The organism is Rhodococcus sp. NPDC057529 (assembly GCF_042802055.1).
In the GTDB taxonomy this organism is placed as follows: Bacteria; Actinomycetota; Actinomycetes; order Mycobacteriales; family Mycobacteriaceae; genus Rhodococcus_F.
The window spans coordinates 286425-302234 of record NZ_JBHVEY010000010.1 but is presented as its reverse complement, the minus strand read 5'-3'; the positions used below and the strand labels follow the sequence as shown (position 1 = coordinate 302234).

At 69.5% G+C, this 15810-nt stretch carries 15 protein-coding genes; 7 read left to right on the top strand and 8 right to left on the bottom strand.

What is annotated here, in order from left to right:
* Entirely contained in the window at positions 1-750 is a 750-nt protein-coding gene (locus ACFU5V_RS21895; RefSeq protein ID WP_378431586.1) for a DNA-formamidopyrimidine glycosylase family protein, read from the top strand.
* On the opposite strand, the gene ACFU5V_RS21890 is transcribed toward ACFU5V_RS21895, so the two are convergent.
* Together ACFU5V_RS21890 and ACFU5V_RS21885 are read right to left on the bottom strand one after the other, a co-directional pair.
* Positions 747-1478: a DUF1353 domain-containing protein gene (locus tag ACFU5V_RS21890; protein ID WP_378431587.1), complete on the bottom strand. Its 732-nt coding sequence runs from the start codon at positions 1476-1478 to the stop codon at positions 747-749. The two genes, ACFU5V_RS21895 and ACFU5V_RS21890, sit on opposite strands and share 4 nt — an antisense overlap.
* A gap of 7 nt (positions 1479-1485) precedes the next feature.
* Entirely contained in the window at positions 1486-2064 is a 579-nt protein-coding gene (locus ACFU5V_RS21885; protein ID WP_378701787.1) for a TetR/AcrR family transcriptional regulator, read from the bottom strand.
* A 53-nt stretch (positions 2065-2117) separates the two neighbouring features.
* Between ACFU5V_RS21885 and ACFU5V_RS21880 the strand changes: the two genes are divergently transcribed.
* Both ACFU5V_RS21880 and ACFU5V_RS21875 read left to right on the top strand, forming a co-directional pair.
* On the top strand, positions 2118-3077 hold the full coding sequence (locus tag ACFU5V_RS21880; RefSeq protein WP_378701785.1) for an oxygenase MpaB family protein: 960 nt from the start codon (positions 2118-2120) through the stop codon (positions 3075-3077).
* Between the two features lie 184 nt (positions 3078-3261).
* Complete coding sequence (locus ACFU5V_RS21875; protein ID WP_378431593.1) at positions 3262-3798, top strand: hypothetical protein; 537 nt, start codon at positions 3262-3264, stop codon at positions 3796-3798.
* Here ACFU5V_RS21875 and glpD read toward each other — a convergent pair.
* Positions 3776-5518, bottom strand: coding sequence for a glycerol-3-phosphate dehydrogenase (gene glpD / locus ACFU5V_RS21870; RefSeq protein WP_378431595.1), 1743 nt, complete (start codon positions 5516-5518; stop codon positions 3776-3778). The two genes, ACFU5V_RS21875 and glpD, sit on opposite strands and share 23 nt — an antisense overlap.
* Before the next feature lie 50 nt (positions 5519-5568).
* Between glpD and glpK the strand changes: the two genes are divergently transcribed.
* Entirely contained in the window at positions 5569-7062 is a 1494-nt protein-coding gene (glpK, locus tag ACFU5V_RS21865) for a glycerol kinase GlpK (RefSeq protein ID WP_378701783.1), read from the top strand.
* Here the strand turns inward: glpK and ACFU5V_RS21860 are convergent.
* Both ACFU5V_RS21860 and ACFU5V_RS21855 read right to left on the bottom strand, forming a co-directional pair.
* The gene (locus ACFU5V_RS21860; RefSeq protein ID WP_378701781.1) at positions 7047-8231 is read right to left on the bottom strand and encodes a PLP-dependent aminotransferase family protein; all 1185 of its coding nucleotides are present in this window, start codon (positions 8229-8231) and stop codon (positions 7047-7049) included. The genes glpK and ACFU5V_RS21860 overlap by 16 nt on opposite strands.
* A 167-nt stretch (positions 8232-8398) precedes the next feature.
* Complete coding sequence (locus ACFU5V_RS21855; protein ID WP_378701779.1) at positions 8399-9802, bottom strand: NAD(P)H-quinone dehydrogenase; 1404 nt, start codon at positions 9800-9802, stop codon at positions 8399-8401.
* Between the two features lie 116 nt (positions 9803-9918).
* On the opposite strand from ACFU5V_RS21855, the gene ACFU5V_RS21850 reads away from it, so the two are divergent.
* Complete coding sequence (locus ACFU5V_RS21850; protein ID WP_015890025.1) at positions 9919-10380, top strand: gamma-glutamylcyclotransferase; 462 nt, start codon at positions 9919-9921, stop codon at positions 10378-10380.
* A gap of 19 nt (positions 10381-10399) precedes the next feature.
* Here ACFU5V_RS21850 and ACFU5V_RS21845 read toward each other — a convergent pair whose 3' ends face one another.
* From ACFU5V_RS21845 to ACFU5V_RS21835, 3 genes are read right to left on the bottom strand one after another with little or no spacing between them, the layout of a single operon-like run.
* Entirely contained in the window at positions 10400-11551 is a 1152-nt protein-coding gene (locus tag ACFU5V_RS21845) for a M20 family metallopeptidase (protein WP_378701777.1), read from the bottom strand.
* On the bottom strand, positions 11548-12708 hold the full coding sequence (locus ACFU5V_RS21840) for a M20 family metallopeptidase (protein ID WP_072949019.1): 1161 nt from the start codon (positions 12706-12708) through the stop codon (positions 11548-11550). The genes ACFU5V_RS21845 and ACFU5V_RS21840 overlap by 4 nt, the downstream gene beginning before the upstream one ends.
* A gap of 12 nt (positions 12709-12720) precedes the next feature.
* Positions 12721-13419, bottom strand: coding sequence for an enoyl-CoA hydratase/isomerase family protein (locus ACFU5V_RS21835; RefSeq protein ID WP_378701775.1), 699 nt, complete (start codon positions 13417-13419; stop codon positions 12721-12723).
* Positions 13420-13439: 20 nt separating this feature from the next.
* Between ACFU5V_RS21835 and ACFU5V_RS21830 the strand changes: the two genes are divergently transcribed.
* Together ACFU5V_RS21830 and ACFU5V_RS21825 are read left to right on the top strand one after the other, a co-directional pair.
* On the top strand, positions 13440-14222 hold the full coding sequence (locus ACFU5V_RS21830) for a purine-nucleoside phosphorylase (RefSeq protein WP_378431606.1): 783 nt from the start codon (positions 13440-13442) through the stop codon (positions 14220-14222).
* A complete protein-coding gene (locus tag ACFU5V_RS21825) occupies positions 14219-15808 on the top strand; it encodes a phospho-sugar mutase (protein WP_378701773.1) in 1590 nt (529 codons plus the stop codon). The genes ACFU5V_RS21830 and ACFU5V_RS21825 overlap by 4 nt, the downstream gene beginning before the upstream one ends.
* Positions 15809-15810 lie beyond the last annotated feature (2 nt).

Below are 15810 nucleotides of genomic sequence, written 5' to 3'. Positions count from 1 at the left end.
ATGCCCGAAGGCGACACCGTCTGGCGCACCGCCAACTCGCTGCGCGACGCCCTCGAAGGCAAGGTCCTGACCCGGTGCGACGTGCGGGTGCCCCGCTACGCCACCGTCGACCTGTCCGGGCAGGTCGTCGACGAGGTGGTCAGCCGGGGGAAGCACCTCCTCATCCGGGTCGGCGACCACTCCATCCACACGCACCTGAAAATGGAGGGCGCGTGGCACATCTACGCGCCCGACTCGAGGTGGCGGCGTCCCGCGCACCAGGCGCGCATCGTGCTGGCCACCGAAGACCGGGTGGCGGTCGGATTCTCGCTGGGCATCACCGAGATACTCCAGCGGGACGACGAAGAGTCCGCGGTCGGCCACCTCGGCCCCGATCTGCTGGGGCCGGACTGGGATGCCGGCACGGCGGTCCGCAATCTGCGGGCGGCCGGCGAGCAGCCCATCGGTCTCGCCCTCACCGATCAACGCAATCTGGCCGGTCTCGGCAACGTGTACCGCAACGAAGTCTGCTTTCTCCGCGGCGTCCACCCGTACACTCCGGCGGGCGAAGTGACCGACCTGCCCGCAATGGTCACGCTCGCGCACCGCATGATCCACGCCGACAAGAACAACTCGATCCGTCACCGGCCGTGGGTGTACGGGCGGGCCGGACAACGGTGCCGCCGCTGCGGGACGGTGATCGAAGGCCACGACCTCGGCCGCCAGGAGATCTTCTTCTGCACGTACTGCCAACCGCCGAGGGTGGATTAGCGCAGGACCGTCGTCGGCGGCCCGAGCGGCGGAGGTCGGCGCGTTCGCCTGCGGCCGAGCAACCAGGCGGCACCGTCCGGCACCCACAGCACCGCGGCGGTGCCGATCGTCAGCAGATATGTGGGCGCGATCAGGGGCAGCAGGATGCACCCGAGCAGTGCGACGGGAAAATCTCTGCGCCACAGCAGCGACAGCAGCACCGGCAGCGCGAGCAGGAGGGCGGCCAGGCCGAAGTGCGAGGTCGCCACGGCCCACGGCACGCCCACCACCCAGCACAGCATCCCGAGCACCTGGTGGGTGATCAGCAGGAACCGGGCGACGTCGGTGAACGTCCAGAACCGGCCGACCTCGACGCCGACCCAGAAGATGCGGCTGCGGAACGGTCCGACGCCCTCGTCGAGCAGGGCGAGCCGGAACAGCTCGTCCGCGCGGCGTCGCAGCGTGTTCCCCTCCTGCCCCTGCGCGCTCGCACGTTTGCAGAGGTCGTCGTGCATGATCGCGGGCAGCAGTTGCCGGCCGTACGGGGTGAGCAGGCCCTGCAGCGGCGCGGGAATCGATGCGAGATCCGTGCGGAGCAGGCACGGCATCGGGGCGCAGCCGGGCACCGTCACCACCGTGTCGCCGTGGACGTAGACGAATTCGCCGACGAGTTGGAAGAACTTGCGGTCGAGTACCCGGAGCTCGGGTTGCGGGCGAGTCGGATCGTCCACGGACACCTGGAACGGCATGCGCACCTCACTCGTGGCCGGCCTTGTTTGCCTCCACCACCAGAGTGACGCAATGCGCGACGAATTGCTCGCGCGACGCGGCCACAGTTCCGTCGAGATATCCGATGAACAGGGTCGTGAGGGCGCCCACCACTCCGACGGCGACGAGTTGTTTCTCCACCTCGTCGTCGACGGCGGAGAGCTGGTCGTGCACGAGTGCGACGAAGCCGGGCATCAGGTCGATGCCCCGCCTGCTCAGCGCGGGTTCGGACAACGGCGCGAGCAGCAGCACCCGCCCCATGTCGGGATCGTCGACCATCAGTTTCACGAACGCGTCCACGGCCGCCTCGGCGCGCTCGCGTGCGGTCTCGGTGGACGCCACGGCCGCCACGAGGGCGGCCTGCGCCTCGTCCCCGACCGCGGTGTAGACGGCGCGCACGAATTCGTCCCGGTCCCGGAACGACTCGTAGAAGTACCGTTCGGTCAACGATGCCGCGCGGCACACCGCGCGCACGTTCACGGCGGGCCCGTCCGCCGCACCGAGCAGCGCGACGCCCGCCCGCAGCAGCGCATTCCGCCGTGCTTCCCGCCGGTCCTCCAGCGTCACTCTTCTCGCCCCAATCCTTGACTACGCGTGTTGTCAGATCCTAGTCTGACAACGTGCGTAGTCACCTGAACGCGGACGGTACGCCCGTCCCGGCCTCCGCCCCCGTCCCCCTCGGCCCCGATTCGCTGACCTGGAAGTATTTCGGCGACTGGCGCGGAATGCTGCAGGGCGTGTGGGCCGGGTCGATGCAGAACATGCATCCCGGTCTCGGCGCCGGCGTCGAGGAACACTCCCGCTTCTTCGACGAGCGGTGGGAGCGGCTCTACCGGTCGCTGTACCCGATCGGCGGCGTCGTCTTCGACGGCGACCGCGCCCAGCAGACCGCGGAGCAGGTCCGGGGATACCACGACACGATCAAGGGAATCGACAAACACGGCCGCAAGTACCACGCCCTCGACCCCGACACGTTCTACTGGGCGCACGCCACGTTCTTCATGGGCACCATCCTCACCGGCGACAATTTCATGGGTGGCCTCACCGAGGTCCAGAAACGCCGCCTCTTCACCGAACACATCCAGTGGTACCGCCTGTACGGGATGAGCATGCGCCCCGTCCCGGAAACCTGGGAGGCGTTCTGTGAGTACTGGGATCACATGTGCCGCAACGTACTCGAGGACAACAAGGCCACCCGCGACGTCCTCGACCTGTCCGGCCTCGGCGCTCCCCCGTTCCTGTCGTGGCTGCCCGCCCCGATCTGGACGATCCTCCGCTTCCCGGTGGCGAGGGGTTTCGTGTGGCTGACGGTCGGCATGTACGACCCGCCGGTCCGCGACCTCCTCGGCTACCGCTGGACCAGCCGCGACGAGCGCCTGCACACACTCGTCGGCCGCGCCGTGAACGCGGTCTTCCGTCTCGTCCCCCGGCGGTACCGCTATCACCCGCGTGCCCGCGCCGGCTGGGACCGCGAGACCGGGCGCGCCCCCGCGCACGCCCCGCTCGTGCACACGCCGCGACGGAACCTTCCCCCGGTCGACCGGCGCGACGACCCCCAGCACTACAGCCCGAAAGTCTGAGTTCCCAGGGAGCTCACAGGCAACGCCCACACTGCTCACGGGATCCGGGACGACGCTGAATCACATGGAATTCATCGCTGTTACAGCCCTCGTCGTCATGGCGCTCTCCGGGGTCGTCGCCGCACACGCACCGAAATCGCTCGTCCACACTCGCTGACCGCGTGCGCGTGGAATGCTCGGGGCCATGGAGTGGGACCTTCCGAAACTCTTCAACCGCCCCGCGCAGCTGGCCGACGCCCCGATCGACACCGAGCGCGCCGCCCGGCGCATCAGCGCCTACATCTACGGCAACATCCTCGTCCTCGCCGCGCTGATCCCCGTCACCAAGGCCCAGGAAACCCTCGGCATCGCGATCGTCGTCGGAGCCGCGCTGTCCACCTTCCTCGCGCATCTGTTCGCCGAGTCCGTCGGCCAGACACTGCGTCTCGACCGCACCCTCACCCGGGCCGAACGCAGCGGCGAACTCCGTGACGGCCTGCCCATCCTCACGTCGGCCGTCGTCCCCAGCGTCATCCTGTGCACCGCGCTGATCGGCTGGCTGGAACCGCGGACGGCGCAGTTGATCGCCGAGGTGGTGATGATCACCCGGATCGCGTCGATCAGTTACGTGATCAGCCGACTCCGCCGCGAGAAGGTCACATCCGGCACCCACTGGGCGGCGATCGGCCTCGCCGCCATCGCAGCGGCCATCGTGGTGATCAAGGTATTTCTGACACACTGACAGGCGGTTCGAGCAGTTCGATCCGCGATTCCGGTGCCGCCGCCCGCAACGCGTCGGCGGACAGGTCGTCCGGCTGCGCCTGCGACTGCACCTCCGCCTCCACCCGCGCCTGGTACGTCTTCACCTCGCGGTCGACGTCGTCGGCGTCCCAGCCGAGGACCGGCGCCACCAGTTGCGCCACCTGCTCGGCGCAGTTCACACCCCGATGCGAGTACTCGATCGCGATGCGGGTGCGCCGGGCGAGGATGTCGTCGAGATGCAACGCGCCCTCCGCCGCCGCCGCGTACACGACCTCGACCTGCAGGTAGGCCGGCGCGTCGGTGAGGGGCTGGAGAAGTTCCGGTTTGTCGGCCGCCAGGTCGAGCACCTCGCCGATCAGCGAGCCGTACCGGTCCAGCAGGTGCTTCACCCGGTACGGGTGCAGCCCGTACAGCTGGCCGAGGTGCACGGTCTGGTTGACCAGCGCGAAATAGCCGTCCGCCCCGACGAGCGGCACCTTCTCGGTGATGGACGGCGCCATCCGCGCCGGAATGTCCTCGGCCGCGAGATCCACGGCGTCCTCGGCCATCACGCGGTAGGTGGTGTACTTGCCGCCCGCGATGGCGACGAGGCCCGGCGCCACGCGCGCGACGGCGTGCTCGCGTGACAGCTTCGACGTCTCGTCGCTCTCCCCGGCGAGCAGCGGACGCAGACCGGCGTAGACACCGTCGATGTCCTCGTGGGTCAGCGACGTCACCAGCACCTTGTTGACGTGACCGAGGATGTAGTCGATGTCGGCTTTGGTGGCCGCCGGATGCGCGAGATCGAGGTTCCAGTCCGTGTCGGTGGTGCCGATGATCCAGTGGCTGCCCCACGGGATGACGAACAGCACCGACTTCTCGGTGCGGAGAATGATCGCGGCGTCGCTGACGATGCGGTCACGGGGCACCACGATGTGAACACCCTTGGACGCGCGGACCCGGAATCGGCCGCGTTGCCGCGACAGCGCCTGGATCTCGTCGGTCCACACCCCGGTTGCGTTGATGACGACGTGCGCCTTCACGTCGGCGGTCCGCCCGTCCTCGCAGTCCCGGATGCGTACCCCGGACACCCGGTCCGCCTCCCGCAGGAAACCGACGACCTGCGTCGACGTCCGCACGACCGCACCGTAGTGGGCGGCGGTGCGGGCGACGGTCATGGTGTGCCGGGCGTCGTCGACGACGGTGTCGTAGTACCGGATGCCGCCGGTCAGCGAGTTGCGCTTGAGCCCCGGCGCCATCCGCAGCGCACCCGCGCGGGTCAGATGCTTCTGCGGCGGAACCGATTTGGCGCCGCCCATCCGGTCGTAGAGGAAGATTCCTGCCGCCATGTAGGGCCGCTCCCACAGCCGGTGGGTGATCGGGAACAGGAACTCGAGCGGCTTGACCAGGTGCGGCGCGAGGGTGGTCAGCGACAGCTCACGCTCCCGGAGCGCCTCCCGCACCAGTCCGAACTCGAGCTGCTCGAGGTAGCGCAGCCCGCCGTGGAACATCTTCGACGAGCGGCTCGACGTTCCGGACGCGTAATCGCGCGCCTCCACCAACGCCACCTTCAGCCCGCGGGTGGCCGCGTCCAGGGCCGCACCGGCCCCGACCACACCACCGCCGATCACGACGACGTCGAACTGTTCGGTCTGCAGCTCGTCCCAGGCGGCATCGCGCTGCCGGGGACCGAGGAACTGCACACCAGGCTGACTACTCAACTCGGGCTCCTGTGAGATGACGACGGATTCATGCCCAGGCTAGTAGCTTCATGCGTGTGATTCAGTACATCGCCGCGATAGACCAGGGCACCACCTCCAGCCGCTGCATGATCTTCGATCACGACGGCGCCGTGGTGAGCGTCGCCCAGAAGGAGCACGAGCAGTTCTTTCCGCGCGCAGGCTGGGTGGAGCACGACGCGAAGCAGCTGTGGATCAACACCCGTGAAGTGGTGGCGTCCGCGCTCGCGAAGGCCGACCTCACCAAACGCGACATCGCCGCGATCGGGATCACCAATCAGCGCGAGACGGCGGTCGTGTGGGACCGGAACACCGGAGAACCGGTGTACAACGCCATCGTCTGGCAGGACACGCGCACCGACGAGCTGTGCACGCAGTTCGGCGGCGACGAGGGCCCGGGCCGCTACCAGAAGCGCACCGGTCTGCCGCTGTCCACGTATTTCTCGGGGCCGAAGGTCCGCTGGATTCTCGACAACGTCGACGGTGCCCGCGAGAGGGCGGAGGCGGGCGAACTCTGCTTCGGCACGATCGACAGCTGGATTCTGTGGCACATCACGGAGGGCACCCACGTGACCGATGTCACCAATGCCTCCCGCACGCTGCTGATGAATCTCGAGACCCTCGACTGGGATCCGGAGATCTGTGCCGATCTCGGCATCCCGATGTCGATGCTGCCGGAGATCCGCAGTTCGTCGGAGATCTACGGTGTCGGACGCGAACGGGGAACGCTGGCGGGTGTGCCCGTCGCGGGAATCCTCGGCGATCAGCAGGCCGCGACGTTCGGGCAGGCCTGCCTGTCCGAAGGCGAAGCGAAGAACACGTACGGGACGGGGAACTTCCTGCTGCTGAACACGGGAACCACACCCGTGCACAGCAAACACGGCCTCCTCACCACCGTCTGCTACAAGATCGGCGACGCACCTGCCGTCTACGCGCTCGAGGGGTCCGTGGCCGTCACCGGTTCGCTGGTGCAGTGGCTGCGCGACAACCTGGGAATCATCAGTTCTGCCAAGGACATCGAGGATCTGGCGAAGTCCGTCGACGACAACGGCGGCGCCTACTTCGTGCCCGCGTTCTCCGGGTTGTTCGCACCCCGCTGGCGACCGGACGCCCGCGGCGCGATCGTGGGGCTCACCCGGTTCGTGAACAAGGGCCACCTCGCCAGGGCCGCCCTCGAGGCCACCGCGTATCAGACCCGTGAGGTGATCGAGGCGATGCGCGCCGATTCGGGCGTCGAACTCGCCTCCCTCAAGGTGGACGGCGGCATGGTCGTCAACGAGACGCTCATGCAGTTCCAGTCCGACATCCTCGCGGTGCCGGTCATCCGGCCCGTCGTCAACGAGACGACGGCGTTGGGCGCCGCGTACGCCGCGGGCCTGGCCGTCGGATTCTGGGAGAGCGAGGACGACATCCGCGCGAACTGGGCCGTCGACAAGACCTGGGAACCCGGGATGGACGAGGCCGAGTCCACCCGGCTGTACGCCGAGTGGAACAAGGCGGTCGAGCGGACCTACGACTGGGCGTGATCGGCGTACGCGTCGCCGAGCCTCGCCGCCGCGCCCGTCAGCACGTCTTCCGAACAGGTCGCGAAGCACAGCCGCAGAGCGCTCCGGTGTTCCGCGGCGACGCCGAACGCCGATCCTGGGACGAAGGCCACACCGTGCTCGACGGCGGTCTGCAGCAGCGCGGCTGTGTCCAGGCCCGAGTCGGCAAACTCGGTCCAGCAGAACATTCCGCCCACGGCCGAGGACACGCCGGCGCGGTCGCCGAACGTCGAGGCGACACCGTCGGCAAGCGCCCTTGCCCGGGACCCGTAGCGGGCGCGCAGCATCTCCAGGTGCAGATCCAGCCACGGCTCGTCCGACAGCAGTCCGGCGGCGATCCGGTGGGTCAGAGACGAACCGCAGAGGTCCGCACCCTGTTTGAGCAGTTCGACGGCCTCGCACACCCGCCGGTCGCCGTGCAGCCACCCGACCCGCAGCGCCGGTGCCAGGATCTTCGAGGCGCTCGACAGCCGGATCACCCGGTCCGACAGGGCCGCGACGGGCGCGGGCGGCGGTCCGTCGAAGAAGAGTTCGCCGTACGGGTCGTCCTCGATCACCCAGAAGCCGTAGCGATCGGCCAGTGCGGCGAGGTGTTCCCGGCGGCCGGCCGACAGGACGACGCCGCGCGGGTTGTGGAAATTGCTCACCGTGTGGACGACCGCGGGCCGCAGTCCGGACTCGAGCAGGCCCTGCAGGGCGGCGGTGTCCATGCCGTCGGCATCCAGTGGGACGGACCGGACGTCGGCCTCCGCGGCACGGAACACCTGCAGCGCGCCGGTGTAGGCGGGTTCCTCGACGATCACGACGTCGCCGGGGTCGAGCAGCACCTGCGCCAGCAGGCTCAGCGCCTGCTGCGAGCCATGGGTGACGACGACGTCCGCGGCGTCGAGCGCGCGGCCGATCTTGGCGCCCTCGCGGGCGGCGAGCACGTCGCGGAGCTTGCGCAGCCCGGTGGTCTCGCCGTACTGGACGGACGCCGGGTCCGCGAGCGCGAGTTCGGCTTCCTTCCGGATCCGTTCCCGCGGAATGAATTCGGGATCCGGCAACCCGCCCGCGAGGCTGACCACGTCGGGCCGGGCGGTGAGGGTGAGAAGGTCACGGATGGCGGAGCTGTGCAGCCCCTCCATGCGGCGGGCAAGTGATTGCGGCATGTCGACTCCCAGGAGGCACGTCAAGCGGAGATCAGGTGAGGAACACCCTGTCCGTCCTGGGTCTGCGGGGCGGGAGAGCGCCGAGGCACGGCCGATGATTTCGGACCGCGCCTCGACTATCTCACCGCTGGAGCCACTATGTGAAATGCGATTCTCACATTTCGGGATCAGTCCAGGTCGTCGTGCCGCATCAGCTGGCGAGCGGCCTCGGTGATCGACCCCGTCAGCGACGGGTACACCGAGAACGTCGCGGCGAGATCGTTGACGGTGAGGTTGTTCTGCACGGCGATCGCGATGGGCAGGATCAGCTCCGACCCGTTGGGGGCGACCACCACCCCGCCGATCACCACACCGGTGGCCGGGCGGCAGAAGATCTTCACGAAACCACGGCGCAGCCCGGACATCTTCGCGCGCGGGTTGGTGTTGAGCGGCAGCATGACGGTGCGGGCGGGGACCTCGCCGTCGTCGATCGCGGCCTGGCTGACGCCGACGGTCGCGATCTCGGGGCGGGTGAACACGGCCGACGCCACCGTCTTCAGCTTGATGGGGCTGACGCCCTCACCGAGCGCGTGGTACATCGCGATGCGGCCCTGCATCGCGGCGACCGACGCCAGCGGCAGCAGACCGGTGCAGTCGCCCGCCGCGTAGATCCCGGACACCGGCGTCCGCGACACCCGGTCCACCCGCAGGTAGCCACCCCTGTCGAGTTCGATGCCGACCTTCTCCAGCCCGAGGTTCTGCGTGTTGGGCACCGAACCGACGGTCATCAGGGCGTGGCTTCCCTCGACGGTGCGGCCGTCCGCGAGGACGACGACGATGCCGTCCTCGGTGCGCTTCACGGCATCGGCCCTGGCGTGCTTGACAAGGGTGACGCCGCGTTCGGCGAGGACGTCCTCGAGCACGAGGGCGGCGTCGGCGTCCTCACCGGGCAGGACGCGGTCGCGGCTGGACACCAGGGTGACCTTGACACCCATCTCGGTGTAGGCGGACACGAACTCGGCGCCGGTCACACCGGAACCGACGACGACGAGATGCGTAGGCAGCTCGTCGAGGTCGTAGAGGTCGCGCCACGTCAGGATCCGCTCGCCGTCCGGCTCCGCCCCGGGGATCACCCGGGGGCTCGCACCGGTCGCGATGAGGACGACGTCGGCGTCGAGCGTCTTCTTCTCGCCGTTCTCGAGAGTCGCACACACCTGATGCGACGCCATGCCGAGCCGGGAGTCGGTGAGCTCGGCGGTGCCCGACAGCAGTTCGACACCCACCGTCTGCAGCCGCGTGCGGATGTCGGAGGACTGCGCCTGCGCGAGGCTCTTCACCCGGGCGTGGATCTTCGGCAGCGCGACCGTGGCCTGCTCGGGATCGAGCGCAATCCCCAGGTCGGTGGCGCGCCGCATGTCGGTGCGCACTCCGGTGGAGGCGATGAAGGTCTTGGACGGCACGCAGTCGAACAGAACGCAGGCGCCGCCCACCCCGTCCGAATCGATCAAGGAGACGGAGGCGCCGTGCTGTGCGGCCACCAACGCTGCCTCGTATCCGGCAGGCCCGCCACCAATGATCACGATTCGGGTCATCTGTCCTCCAATTCACCTGTCGACCGGGGTCTCCGGCCGGCTTTTCCTACGATCGCAGCGCGGCGTGTCGTGCACTGCATGCAACAGATTACTAGGCACCGTTTAGGCTTGCCGCCGTGTCGATCTATGCCGCCTACGGGTCCAACATGCATCCCGAGCAGATGTTGCAGCGCTGCCCTCATTCGCCGATGGCGGGGACGGGCTGGCTGCACGGCTGGCGACTGACGTTCAGTGGCGGGGACATCGGCTGGGAGGGCGCACTCGCCACCGTGGTCGAGGATCCCGATTCCAAGGTGTTCGTCGTGCTGTACGACGTCCCCGAGGAGGACGAGGTCAGCCTCGACCGATGGGAGGGCTCCGAACTCGGCATTCACCGCAAGATCCGCGTCCGCGTGGACACCGTCGGCGAACCGGAACTCGCCTGGTTGTACGTGCTCGACGCGTACGAGGGCGGCCTGCCGTCGGCCCGCTACCTCGGGGTGATGGCCGACGCCGCGGAGATCGCCGGGGCCCCCGCCGACTACGTGCGCGACCTGCGCACCCGCAACAGCCGCAACGTCGGTCCGGGCACCGAATAGCACCGCCTAACGCTGCGCCTCAGCCCAGCACCAGGCTCGACAGCACCTGCACGCCGACTCCGAGCGCCCGCTCGTCCAGATCGAACGTGGGCTGGTGGATATCGAGTTGCTCGCCGACGCCCGACCAGACGCCGAGCCGGGCCATGGCGCCGGGAACCTCTTCGAGATACCAGGAGAAGTCCTCGCCGCCGCCCGACTGCGGCGTGTCGGCGAGGGCGTCCGGGCCGACGGAGCGGATCGCGTCCTCGAACATGCGTGTCGACACCTCGTCGTTGACGACGGGAGGGACGCCGCGGCGGTAGTTCAGCTGATATCGCACTCCGGTGGGCGCGAGGAGCCCGTGGACGATCTCCCGGACCAGCGGCTCGAGCATCTCCCACGTCTCGTGATCGCCGGTCCGCACGGTGCCGGTCATCATGCCGGTCTGCGGGATGGCGTTGGGGGCCCGGCCGGCGCTCACGGCGCCCCACACCATGACGGTGCCGGTGCGCGGGTCGATCCGCCTGCTGAGCATGCCCGGCAGTCCGGTGACGACGGTTCCCAGCGCGAACACGAGGTCGGTGGTCAGGTGCGGACGCGACGTGTGGCCGCCCGGCGAGTCGAGCACGACCTCGATCGTGTCGGCCGCGGACGTGATCGCGCCGAGTCGCACCCCGACGCGCCCGGCCGCGAGCCGCGGATCGCAGTGGAGAGCGAAGATCCGTGACACGCCCTCGAGCCGTCCGGCCGCGACGACCTCCAGCGCACCGCCCGGCATGACCTCCTCGGCCGGCTGGAAGATGAGCCGGACACCCACCGGCAGGTCGGGGATCTCGCTGAGGGCGAGACCGGTTCCGAGCAGGATGGTGGTGTGCGCGTCGTGCCCGCATGCGTGCGACACGCCCGGCACCGTCGACGAGTACGTGGCACCGGTGAGTTCCTGGAGCGGGAGCGCGTCCATGTCGGCGCGCAACGCGATGCGCGGGCCGTCCGACGGCCCGAGATCGCACGTGAGCCCCGTTCCCCCGGGCAGCAGTTCGGGTGACAGTCCCGCCGCGGCCAGGCGGGTCGCCACGAATTCCGTCGTCGCGTACTCGTGTCGCGCGAGTTCGGGATTGGCGTGGATGTGCCGCCGCCACTGGGAGAGTTCGTCGGTGTGAGCGAGAATCCACTTGTCGACTGCCGCGTTCACCGGCGATCAACTCCTTCCAACAGCCGCACCCGCTGTTCGTCGTCCGTCGCAGCGCGAACTGCCGTGCGAGCCAGGGCAATCGCCCCGTCGATCACGGCCAGGTCGGCGGATTCGGTGATGCACGCCGCCGCGAACTGCGGCTGATGCGTCACCGCACCTCCCGAGTCGAGGCCGATGATCGGGTGTATTCCGGGCAGGACGTTGGTGACGTTGCCCATGTCGGTGCTGCCCAGCGGGCGGACGCCTTCCCATTCGAGCGGCAACGGCGTCCGTCCCATGTCGAGGATCTGCTCCCGGTACGTCGCCACCAGCCAGGGGTCCGGTGTCAGTTCCGTGTACGTCGGCGACACCGTGCGGATCTCGTGGGTACACCCGGTGGCGAGTGCCCCGGCCGCGAAGCACGCTTCCGCGCGGGCCGTCAGCTCGGACAGCGCCCACGCCGTCTCGGCGCGCAGGTAGTACAGCATTTCAGAGCGGGCGGGAACGATGTTGGGCGCGGTGCCGCCGTCGGAGACGATGCCGTGGATCTGCTGTCCCGGCGAGAGATGTTGGCGCAGCAGGCCGATACCGACCTGCGCGACGGTCGCGGCGTCGGCGGCGTTGCGCCCGAACTCCGGCGCGGCCGACGCGTGCGCTTCGCGGCCGTTGAACGTGACCGCGATGTCGGCCAGCGCGAGCGACGTCGCTCCCGTGATGTCGATGGGTCCCGGATGCACCATCAGGGCGGCCGCGACGCCGTCGAAGACACCCTTCTCGAGCATGGCGATCTTCCCGCCACCGCTCTCCTCCGCGGGCGTCCCGATGACCCGCACCGTGATCCCGAGCCGTTCGGCCACGGTGGCGAGCGCGACGCCGGCGCCGACGGCGGACGCCGCGATGATGTTGTGCCCGCACGCGTGCCCGATCTCCGGCAGCGCGTCGTATTCGGCGCAGATGCCGATGACGAGGTCGCCGCTGCCGAATGTGGCGTCGAACGCCGTCGGCAGGTCCGCGATGCCCGTGCGCACGTCGAACCCGCTGCGTTTGAGCAGTTCGGTGATCTTCGCGACGCTCCGGAACTCTTCGAACGCGAGTTCCGGTTCGCTGTGGATCGAATGGGACAGCGCGATCAGATCGGTCTCGATTGACCTGACCGCCGCCTCGACATCCGCATTCACGTGCTCATTCTCTCACCCGAAGCTGAAGTTGCTCTTGTCCGTCGCCGTGGCGAGCGCGGCGAGGGCGTCGTGATGGATTCCGCGCTTGATCCCGGCCAGGTTGGCGCCGCGGGTCGCGGTGAGCGCGGCGGCCCGTGTCACGGCGGCGGAGAGGACGGCGTCCCCCTCCTCGATCTGGTCGACGATGCCCGCGGCGAGCGCGTCGGAACCGCCGTAGCGGCGACCGGTCGTCATCGCCTCGACCGCGGTCTGCCTGGGCAGGCGCGTGTTCAGGAGCGCCGACATCCCGACGGTGAACGGCATGTTCAGCGACACCTCGGGAAGGCAGTAGAAGCCGCGGTCGGCGCGCATCACCCGGAAGTCGTGCGACGTGGCGAGCATTGCGCCGGCACCGAAAGCGTGCCCCTGGACGGCGGCGACGGTGGCCATCGGGAACGCGAGCAGGCGGCTGTAGATCGTGTGCACGCGGTCGAGGTACTCGGGGAGCTTGTCCGTGTTGGCGAAGATCCACGTGGTGTCCAGACCGTTCGTGAAGAATTTGCCCGTCGCGGTCGTCACCAGCGCTGCGGGCCCCTCGTGGGCTTCGACGTCGTCGAGCGCGGCGTGGGTGGCGTCGATCCACTCCGGGTGGAAGCGGTTCTCGTTGTCCGTCTCGCCCTCGGTGCCGAGGTACAGGATGAATACGTCGCCGTCGCGATCGAGATAGGGCATGAGTGGAAGACTATCGCCTCATGGGAACGCCAGACGCCGCGGCCGCCGCGCTCGCCGCGCACACGAACTGCGCCGAACACTCGATCGCCGTCGTCCTCGGATCGGGGTGGAATGCCGCCGCCGACCGGTTCGGCGAATCACTCTGCACCGTCCCGATGGCCGACCTCCCGGGGTTCACCCCGCCGTCCGCCGCGGGACACGCCGGAACGATCCGCTCCGTGGAGGTGGGCGGCAGGCGGATCCTCGTCCTGCTCGGCCGCACCCACGCCTACGAGGGCCATCCGCTGTCGTCCGTCGTCCACCCGGTGCGCACGGCTATCGCCGCCGGGGCGACGACCGTCATCCTGACGAACGCCGCGGGCGGGATCCGCGAGGACTTCACCGTCGGACAGCCGGTGCTGATCAGCGATCACCTCAACCTCACGGCCCGGTCACCACTCGTGGGCGCCGAGTTCGTGGACCTCGTCGATGCGTACGACCCCGAACTGCGGGCCCTCGCACGCGACATCGACGGATCGCTCAGCGAAGGCGTCTACGCCGGTCTGCCGGGCCCGCACTACGAGACCCCGGCCGAGATCCGCATGCTGCGGACGATCGGCGCCGACCTCGTCGGCATGTCCACAGTCCACGAGACGATCGCAGCGCGGGCGCTCGGCGCCCGGGTCCTCGGGATCTCGATGGTGACGAACCTCGCGGCGGGCATCACCGGCGAGCACCTGAACCACGAGGAGGTCCTCGCCGCCGGCCGGGCGTCCGCCGACCGCATGGGCGGGCTCCTGCGAGAACTGGTGGAGCGCTTGTGAACGATCCGATCGCGGACTGGATCGACGCCGACCCCGACCCCGGCACCCGGGCGGAACTCGCGAACCTGTCCGCCGACGAGCTCGCCGACCGCTTCGCCGCGCCGCTGAGTTTCGGGACCGCGGGACTGCGCGGACCGGTGCGGGCGGGCCCGAACGGCATGAACCTCGCCGTCGTGATCCGCACGACCGCCGGGCTGGGCGCATGGCTGAAGGATCGGTGCCTGGGCGGCTCCACCGTCGTCGTCGGGCGCGACGCGCGGCACGGATCGGAGAAGTTCGCCGTCGCCGCCGCGGAAGTGCTGGCGGGCGCGGGATTCTCGGTCGTCCTCCTCCCCCGTCCCCTGCCCACCCCGATCGTCGCGTTCGCGGTCCGCCGCCTCCGGGCCGCCGCCGGCGTGCAGATCACCGCCTCCCACAATCCCGCCGCCGACAACGGGTACAAGGTCTACCTCGACGACGGCGCCCAGTTGATCTCGCCGTCCGACAGGGAGATCGAGGCGGCGATCACCAGGATCGGGCGGGCGGATCTCGTTCCCCGGATCCCGGTGACCCCGGCGTCCGAGGAACTCCTCGACCGCTACGTCGACCGGGTCGCGTCCCTGCCGAGGGGCGGGTCGCGATCCGTGCGGATCGCGCTCACCGCCATGCACGGCGTCGGCGGCGAGACCGCGCTCGCCGCACTGAAATCCGCCGGGTTCACCGACGTCCACACCGTCGCCGCCCAATTCGACCCCGACCCGGACTTCCCGACCGTCGAGTTCCCCAATCCCGAGGAGCCGGGCGCCTCGGACGCCGTACTCGCGCTCGCCGCGGACGTCGACGCCGACCTCGCGCTGGCCCTCGACCCCGACGCGGACCGGTGCGCGGTCGGTGTGCGCGGGCCGGACGGCTGGCGGATGCTTCGCGGAGACGAGACGGGGGTCCTGCTCGGCGACCACGTCCTCGCATCCGCCCCGGCGGAGTCACTCGTCGCGACGACGATCGTCTCGTCCGCACTCCTCGGGAAGCTCGCCGCGGCCCGCGGCGCCCGCTTCGCCCGCACCCTCACCGGCTTCAAGTGGCTCGTCCGGGCGGGCGAGGGTCTCGTGTACGCGTACGAGGAGGCGATCGGTCACTGCGTCGACCCGGAGTCGGTGCGCGACAAGGACGGTATCTCCGCGGCGGTGGTGGCAGCCGACCTCGCGGCCACCCTGCAGGCGGACGGGGCGACACTCCTCGACCGGCTGGACGACTACGCGCTCGAATTCGGGTTGCACGCAGGAGACCAGGTGTCGCGCCGCGTCACCGACCTCGCCGACATCACCGCGATGATGCGACGGCTGCGGGCGGACCTGCCGGCCGAACTGGCCGGCGAGCCCGTCGAGGCCACCGATCTGGCGGAACGGCGCGGGCAGTCCCGCACCGATGCCGTCGTCCTCGCCGGGACGAGCGTCCGGGTGGTCGTGCGCCCCTCCGGGACCGAACCCAAGCTCAAGTGCTATCTGGAGGTGGTCGTCCCGGTGCCGGATCGGTCGGCGCTACCCGCGGCGCGGGAGACTGCCGCGGCGCGGCTGAACCTGTTGCGCGAGTTCGCCGAAGCCCTGTAGCC